The organism is Enterobacter sp. UNJFSC 003 (assembly GCF_036903355.1).
Lineage (GTDB): Bacteria > Pseudomonadota > Gammaproteobacteria > Enterobacterales > Enterobacteriaceae > Enterobacter.
Genome location: NZ_JBAKHK010000022.1, coordinates 1 through 7390, shown reverse-complemented (window position 1 = coordinate 7390; position 7390 = coordinate 1). Strand labels below are relative to the sequence as shown.

5 protein-coding genes and 4 pseudogenes are annotated in these 7390 nt (G+C 53.8%); 3 read left to right on the top strand and 6 right to left on the bottom strand.

The window, feature by feature from the left end; genetic code table 11:
- A pseudogene (locus tag V5P19_RS22830) lies at positions 1 to 271 on the top strand (hypothetical protein); the annotation flags it as partial.
- Positions 272 to 306: 35 nt separating this feature from the next.
- Here the strand turns inward: V5P19_RS22830 and V5P19_RS24750 are convergent.
- Positions 307 to 393, bottom strand: a pseudogene (locus tag V5P19_RS24750) (plasmid mobilization relaxosome protein MobC); the annotation flags it as partial.
- 64 nt (positions 394 to 457) lie between these two features.
- Here V5P19_RS24750 and V5P19_RS22825 point away from each other — a divergent pair.
- On the top strand, positions 458 to 649 hold the full coding sequence (locus V5P19_RS22825) for a Rop family plasmid primer RNA-binding protein (protein WP_000165985.1): 192 nt from the start codon (positions 458 to 460) through the stop codon (positions 647 to 649).
- A 1028-nt stretch (positions 650 to 1677) separates the two neighbouring features.
- Here the strand turns inward: V5P19_RS22825 and V5P19_RS22820 are convergent.
- The 5 genes and pseudogenes from V5P19_RS22820 to V5P19_RS22805 all read right to left on the bottom strand — a co-directional run.
- The gene (locus V5P19_RS22820) at positions 1678 to 1800 is read right to left on the bottom strand and encodes a hypothetical protein (RefSeq protein WP_257722212.1); all 123 of its coding nucleotides are present in this window, start codon (positions 1798 to 1800) and stop codon (positions 1678 to 1680) included.
- 434 nt (positions 1801 to 2234) lie between these two features.
- Positions 2235 to 3095: a class A beta-lactamase TEM-181 gene (locus V5P19_RS22815; RefSeq protein ID WP_000027060.1), complete on the bottom strand. Its 861-nt coding sequence runs from the start codon at positions 3093 to 3095 to the stop codon at positions 2235 to 2237.
- Between the two features lie 287 nt (positions 3096 to 3382).
- A complete protein-coding gene (locus V5P19_RS24745) occupies positions 3383 to 3637 on the bottom strand; it encodes a carbohydrate-binding protein (RefSeq protein WP_341508484.1) in 255 nt (84 codons plus the stop codon).
- A gap of 306 nt (positions 3638 to 3943) precedes the next feature.
- Positions 3944 to 4153, bottom strand: a pseudogene (locus tag V5P19_RS24740) (hypothetical protein); the annotation flags it as partial.
- A gap of 12 nt (positions 4154 to 4165) precedes the next feature.
- A pseudogene (locus V5P19_RS22805) lies at positions 4166 to 5593 on the bottom strand (IS4 family transposase); the annotation flags it as partial.
- A 538-nt stretch (positions 5594 to 6131) separates the two neighbouring features.
- Between V5P19_RS22805 and lacI the strand changes: the two are divergent.
- Positions 6132 to 7214 carry a DNA-binding transcriptional repressor LacI gene (gene lacI, locus V5P19_RS22800; RefSeq protein WP_000805902.1) on the top strand — a complete coding sequence of 361 codons (1083 nt, stop codon included), beginning with the start codon at positions 6132 to 6134 and terminating at the stop codon, positions 7212 to 7214.
- The last annotated feature ends 176 nt before the right edge of the window (positions 7215 to 7390 follow it).

The following is a 7390-nucleotide window of genomic DNA, read 5'->3' as shown; positions in this document are numbered from 1 at the left end:
GCGGGGCATGACTATCGTCGCCGCACTTATGACTGTCTTCTTTATCATGCAACTCGTAGGACAGGTGCCGGCAGCGCTCTGGGTCATTTTCGGCGAGGACCGCTTTCGCTGGAGCGCGACGATGATCGGCCTGTCGCTTGCGGTATTCGGAATCTTGCACGCCCTCGCTCAAGCCTTCGTCACTGGTCCCGCCACCAAACGTTTCGGCGAGAAGCAGGCCATTATCGCCGGCATGGCGGCCGACGCGCTGGGCTACGTCTTGCTGGCGTTCGGCTGGCATTGACCCTGAGTGATTTTTCTCTGGTCCCGCCGCATCCATACCGCCAGTTGTTTACCCTCACAACGTTCCAGTAACCGGGCATGTTCATCATCAGTAACCCGTATCGTGAGCATCCTCTCTCGTTTCATCGGTATCATTACCCCCATGAACAGAAATCCCCCTTACACGGAGGCATCAGTGACCAAACAGGAAAAAACCGCCCTTAACATGGCCCGCTTTATCAGAAGCCAGACATTAACGCTTCTGGAGAAACTCAACGAGCTGGACGCGGATGAACAGGCAGACATCTGTGAATCGCTGCACGACCACGCTGATGAGCTTTACCGCAGCTGCCTCGCGCGTTTCGGTGATGACGGTGAAAACCTCTGACACATGCAGCTCCCGGAGACGGTCACAGCTTGTCTGTAAGCGGATGCCGGGAGCAGACAAGCCCGTCAGGGCGCGTCAGCGGGTGTTGGCGGGTGTCGGGGCGCAGCCATGACCCAGTCACGTAGCGATAGCGGAGTGTATACTGGCTTAACTATGCGGCATCAGAGCAGATTGTACTGAGAGTGCACCATAGCTTCCTCGCTCACTGACTCGCTACGCTCGGTCGTTCGACTGCGGCGAGCGGAAATGGCTTACGAACGGGGCGGAGATTTCCTGGAAGATGCCAGGAAGATACTTAACAGGGAAGTGAGAGGGCCGCGGCAAAGCCGTTTTTCCATAGGCTCCGCCCCCCTGACAAGCATCACGAAATCTGACGCTCAAATCAGTGGTGGCGAAACCCGACAGGACTATAAAGATACCAGGCGTTTCCCCCTGGAAGCTCCCTCGTGCGCTCTCCTGTTCCGACCCTGCCGCTTACCGGATACCTGTCCGCCTTTCTCCCTTCGGGAAGCGTGGCGCTTTCTCATAGCTCACGCTGTAGGTATCTCAGTTCGGTGTAGGTCGTTCGCTCCAAGCTGGGCTGTGTGCACGAACCCCCCGTTCAGCCCGACCGCTGCGCCTTATCCGGTAACTATCGTCTTGAGTCCAACCCGGTAAGACACGACTTATCGCCACTGGCAGCAGCCACTGGTAACAGGATTAGCAGAGCGAGGTATGTAGGCGGTGCTACAGAGTTCTTGAAGTGGTGGCCTAACTACGGCTACACTAGAAGGACAGTATTTGGTATCTGCGCTCTGCTGAAGCCAGTTACCTTCGGAAAAAGAGTTGGTAGCTCTTGATCCGGCAAACAAACCACCGCTGGTAGCGGTGGTTTTTTTGTTTGCAAGCAGCAGATTACGCGCAGAAAAAAAGGATCTCAAGAAGATCCTTTGATCTTTTCTACGGGGTCTGACGCTCAGTGGAACGAAAACTCACGTTAAGGGATTTTGGTCATGAGATTATCAAAAAGGATCTTCACCTAGATCCTTTTACGCGCCCTGTAGCGGCGCATTAAGCGCGGCGGGTGTGGTGGTTACGCGCAGCGTGACCGCTACACTTGCCAGCGCCCTAGCGCCCGCTCCTTTCGCTTTCTTCCCTTCCTTTCTCGCCACGTTCGCCGGCTTTCCCCGTCAAGCTCTAAATCGGGGGCTCCCTTTAGGGTTCCGATTTAGTGCTTTACGGCACCTCGACCCCAAAAAACTTGATTTGGGTGATGGTTCACGTAGTGGGCCATCGCCCTGATAGACGGTTTTTCGCCCTTTGACGTTGGAGTCCACGTTCTTTAATAGTGGACTCTTGTTCCAAACTGGAACAACACTCAACCCTATCTCGGGCTATTCTTTTGATTTATAAGGGATTTTGCCGATTTCGGCCTATTGGTTAAAAAATGAGCTGATTTAACAAAAATTTAACGCGAATTTTAACAAAATATTAACGTTTACAATTTAAATATTTGCTTATACAATCTTCCTGTTTTTGGGGCTTTTCTGATTATCAACCGGGGTAAATCAATCTAAAGTATATATGAGTAAACTTGGTCTGACAGTTACCAATGCTTAATCAGTGAGGCACCTATCTCAGCGATCTGTCTATTTCGTTCATCCATAGTTGCCTGACTCCCCGTCGTGTAGATAACTACGATACGGGAGGGCTTACCATCTGGCCCCAGTGCTGCAATGATACCGCGAGACCCACGCTCACCGGCTCCAGATTTATCAGCAATAAACCAGCCAGCCGGAAGGGCCGAGCGCAGAAGTGGTCCTGCAACTTTATCCGCCTCCATCCAGTCTATTAATTGTTGCCGGGAAGCTAGAGTAAGTAGTTCGCCAGTTAATAGTTTGCGCAACGTTGTTGCCATTGCTACAGGCATCGTGGTGTCACGCTCGTCGTTTGGTATGGCTTCATTCAGCTCCGGTTCCCAACGATCAAGGCGAGTTACATGATCCCCCATGTTGTGCAAAAAAGCGGTTAGCTCCTTCGGTCCTCCGATCGTTGTCAGAAGTAAGTTGGCCGCAGTGTTATCACTCATGGTTATGGCAGCACTGCATAATTCTCTTACTGTCATGCCATCCGTAAGATGCTTTTCTGTGACTGGTGAGTACTCAACCAAGTCATTCTGAGAATAGTGTATGCGGCGACCGAGTTGCTCTTGCCCGGCGTCAACACGGGATAATACCGCGCCACATAGCAGAACTTTAAAAGTGCTCATCATTGGGAAACGTTCTTCGGGGCGAAAACTCTCAAGGATCTTACCGCTGTTGAGATCCAGTTCGATGTAACCCACTCGTGCACCCAACTGATCTTCAGCATCTTTTACTTTCACCAGCGTTTCTGGGTGAGCAAAAACAGGAAGGCAAAATGCCGCAAAAAAGGGAATAAGGGCGACACGGAAATGTTGAATACTCATACTCTTCCTTTTTCAATATTATTGAAGCATTTATCAGGGTTATTGTCTCATGAGCGGATACATATTTGAATGTATTTAGAAAAATAAACAAATAGGGGTTCCGCGCACATTTCCCCGAAAAGTGCCACCTGACGTAGTTATCCGGATATAGTTCCTCCTTTCAGCAAAAAACCCCTCAAGACCCGTTTAGAGGCCCCAAGGGGTTATGCTAGTTATTGCTCAGCGGTGGCAGCAGCCAACTCAGCTTCCTTTCGGGCTTTGTTAGCAGCCGGATCCCCTTCCTGCAGTCATTGAAGCTGCCACAAGGCAGGAACGTTGGATGGTTCCCATCCTGCCAAGGAGGTGTGGGGCTGCAAACATTTATACGTCTTGCCGTTATATGTGACCAATTGTCCCGCAGTATAAGCTGTGTTGACCTGCCAAGCGGATACACCAGGATTTGTCGTGAGGCCTGAGTTCAGACCGGTGAGGCCAGTAGCGTGGCTGACGAACCCGTTCGTGATAAACGCGTGGTCTGCCGTGTCGACACGAAGGCTATACACCGGCTGCACGCCGGCGTCGGTGACACTGGCGACTTTCGCGTAGTAGAACCGCCCGTCGGTCAGCTCGTCGGCGATAGCTTGGGCGTCCGGGTCTCGGTGGTGTGCTTCCAAGAAACGCACCAGTCCAGGGACGCCGACTGTGTAGGTTGTGGGCGCAAATTCGGGTTTCCCGCGGGCAAAACCTGCACAGTCGACGCTGAATGCGCTGCGTTGAATCACCGCGTAATCGCCCGGCTTGATTTCGTCGATCAGCTTCCACAGCAGGGTCGGCACCCCGGCGACGTCGACCAAACACAACAACGGGTGGTTCGCGGTGCCCGTCACACGCAGACCTTCGACCGTACGCACCGTGTACACCGGATGCTCGCCGGAGTGGAACAGCCGGTCGGCGAGCACGGGATTGCCATGCCGGTCAAGGACTTTCAGGTCGATGGCGTTGTCACTGTTGGGCCGCGCACCCGGCACGATGTCGGCGATGCGTACCGACTCGCCCTCGGGTAGGGCAACTAGTGCATCTCCCGTGATGCAGATTTTAATGCCCTGCGCCATCAGGTCTTTCGCGGCCAGAAAGCCATCCAGTTTGCTTTGCAGCGCTTCCCAACCTTCCCACAGCGCACCCCAGCTCGCAATGCCGGTACGTTTGCTATCCATAAAGCCGCCCAGACGCGCAATCGCCATATACGCCCATTGCAGGCTGCCCGCTTTTTCTTTGCGTTTGCGTTTGCCTTTATCCAGATAGCCCAGCAGTTGGCATTCATCCGGGGTCAGCACGGTTTCCGCGCTCTGGCTTTCAACGTGTTCCGCTTCTTTCAGCAGGCCCTGCGCACGCAGTGCTTGCGGCGGAGTAAAAGATTCACGCAGTTGCAGCAGACGCACCGCCACAAAGCTCAGAATGCTCACCATACGTTCCAGGTTATCCGGTTCTTCCATACGCTGACGTTCCGCACCCGCACCCGTTTTCCACGCTTTGTGAAATTCTTCAATGCGCCAACGATGGGTATAAATATCAATCACACGCAGCGCTTGGGCCAGACTTTCCACCGGCTCGCTGGTCAGCAGCAGCCATTTCAGCGGGGTTTCGCCTTTCGGCGGATTAATTTCTTCGGCCAGCACCGCGTTCAGGGTAATGTTGCCCTGTTTCAGGGTAATACGGCCGCTACGCAGGCTCAGGCTCGCTTTACGCGCCGGACGGTTTTTACGTTTGCCACGTTTATCCACCACGCCTTTCTGCGGAATGCTAATCTGATAGCCGCCCAGTTCCGGCTGGTTTTTCAGGTGATCATACAGATACAGGCCGCTTTCCACATCTTTACGCGGATGTTTGCTACGCACCACAAAACGTTCGTTATGGGCCAGTTTATCTTGCAGATACGCATGAATATCCGCTTCACGATCGCACACCGCAATCACGTTGCTCATCATGCTGCCCATTCTCAGACGCGAAGTTGCAGCAGCGGCCAGCCATTTGCCGCTTTCTTTTTCATCCGCATCCGCCGGATCATCCGGACGCATCCACCATTCTTGATGCAGCAGGCCCACGGTACGAAAGGTGGTCGCTTCCAGCAGCAGCACGCTATGCACCCACCAACCACGGCTTTTATCCTGAATGCTACCCAGTTTGCCCAGTTCTTCCGCCACCTGATGACGATAGCTCAGAGAGGTGGTATCTTCAATTGCCAGCAGTTCCGGAAATTCCTGGGCCAGTTTCACGGTCTGCATGGCACCCGCTTTACGAATCGCTTCCGCGCTCACGTTCGGATTACGAATAAAACGATACGCGCCTTCCTGCATGGCTTTGCTGCCTTCGCTGCTAATGGTAATGCTTTTGCCGCTATATTTGGCCAGTTGCGCCGCAACATTCACCAGACGCGCGGTACGACGCGGATCACCCAGCGCAGCACTAGAAAACACGCTTTTCGCCCAATCCGCCGCACGATGCAGTGCACTGGTAATCATATGTATATCTCCTTCTTAAACTTAACAAAATTATTTCTAGAGGGGAATTGTTATCCGCTCACAATTCCCCTATAGTGAGTCGTATTAATTTCGCGGGATCGAGATCCCCGGTTTAAACCGGGAATTAATTCCGATCCCCAATTCCTGGCAGTTTATGGCGGGCGTCCTGCCCGCCACCCTCCGGGCCGTTGCTTCGCAACGTTCAAATCCGCTCCCGGCGGATTTGTCCTACTCAGGAGAGCGTTCACCGACAAACAACAGATAAAACGAAAGGCCCAGTCTTTCGACTGAGCCTTTCGTTTTATTTGATGCCTGGGGAATTGGGAATTAATTCTTGAAGACGAAAGGGCGGCATGCCGGCATGCACCATTCCTTGCGGCGGCGGTGCTCAACGGCCTCAACCTACTACTGGGCTGCTTCCTAATGCAGGAGTCGCATAAGGGAGAGCGTCGAGATCCCGGACACCATCGAATGGCGCAAAACCTTTCGCGGTATGGCATGATAGCGCCCGGAAGAGAGTCAATTCAGGGTGGTGAATGTGAAACCAGTAACGTTATACGATGTCGCAGAGTATGCCGGTGTCTCTTATCAGACCGTTTCCCGCGTGGTGAACCAGGCCAGCCACGTTTCTGCGAAAACGCGGGAAAAAGTGGAAGCGGCGATGGCGGAGCTGAATTACATTCCCAACCGCGTGGCACAACAACTGGCGGGCAAACAGTCGTTGCTGATTGGCGTTGCCACCTCCAGTCTGGCCCTGCACGCGCCGTCGCAAATTGTCGCGGCGATTAAATCTCGCGCCGATCAACTGGGTGCCAGCGTGGTGGTGTCGATGGTAGAACGAAGCGGCGTCGAAGCCTGTAAAGCGGCGGTGCACAATCTTCTCGCGCAACGCGTCAGTGGGCTGATCATTAACTATCCGCTGGATGACCAGGATGCCATTGCTGTGGAAGCTGCCTGCACTAATGTTCCGGCGTTATTTCTTGATGTCTCTGACCAGACACCCATCAACAGTATTATTTTCTCCCATGAAGACGGTACGCGACTGGGCGTGGAGCATCTGGTCGCATTGGGTCACCAGCAAATCGCGCTGTTAGCGGGCCCATTAAGTTCTGTCTCGGCGCGTCTGCGTCTGGCTGGCTGGCATAAATATCTCACTCGCAATCAAATTCAGCCGATAGCGGAACGGGAAGGCGACTGGAGTGCCATGTCCGGTTTTCAACAAACCATGCAAATGCTGAATGAGGGCATCGTTCCCACTGCGATGCTGGTTGCCAACGATCAGATGGCGCTGGGCGCAATGCGCGCCATTACCGAGTCCGGGCTGCGCGTTGGTGCGGATATCTCGGTAGTGGGATACGACGATACCGAAGACAGCTCATGTTATATCCCGCCGTTAACCACCATCAAACAGGATTTTCGCCTGCTGGGGCAAACCAGCGTGGACCGCTTGCTGCAACTCTCTCAGGGCCAGGCGGTGAAGGGCAATCAGCTGTTGCCCGTCTCACTGGTGAAAAGAAAAACCACCCTGGCGCCCAATACGCAAACCGCCTCTCCCCGCGCGTTGGCCGATTCATTAATGCAGCTGGCACGACAGGTTTCCCGACTGGAAAGCGGGCAGTGAGCGCAACGCAATTAATGTAAGTTAGCTCACTCATTAGGCACCGGGATCTCGACCGATGCCCTTGAGAGCCTTCAACCCAGTCAGCTCCTTCCGGTGGGCGCGGGGCATGACTATCGTCGCCGCACTTATGACTGTCTTCTTTATCATGCAACTCGTAGGACAGGTGCCGGCAGCGC

Coding starts and splice junctions, on each gene's coding strand:
- V5P19_RS22815 (WP_000027060.1), bottom strand. CDS start 3,095: ATGAGTATTCAACATTTCCGTGTCGCCCTTATTCCCTTTTTTGCGGCA.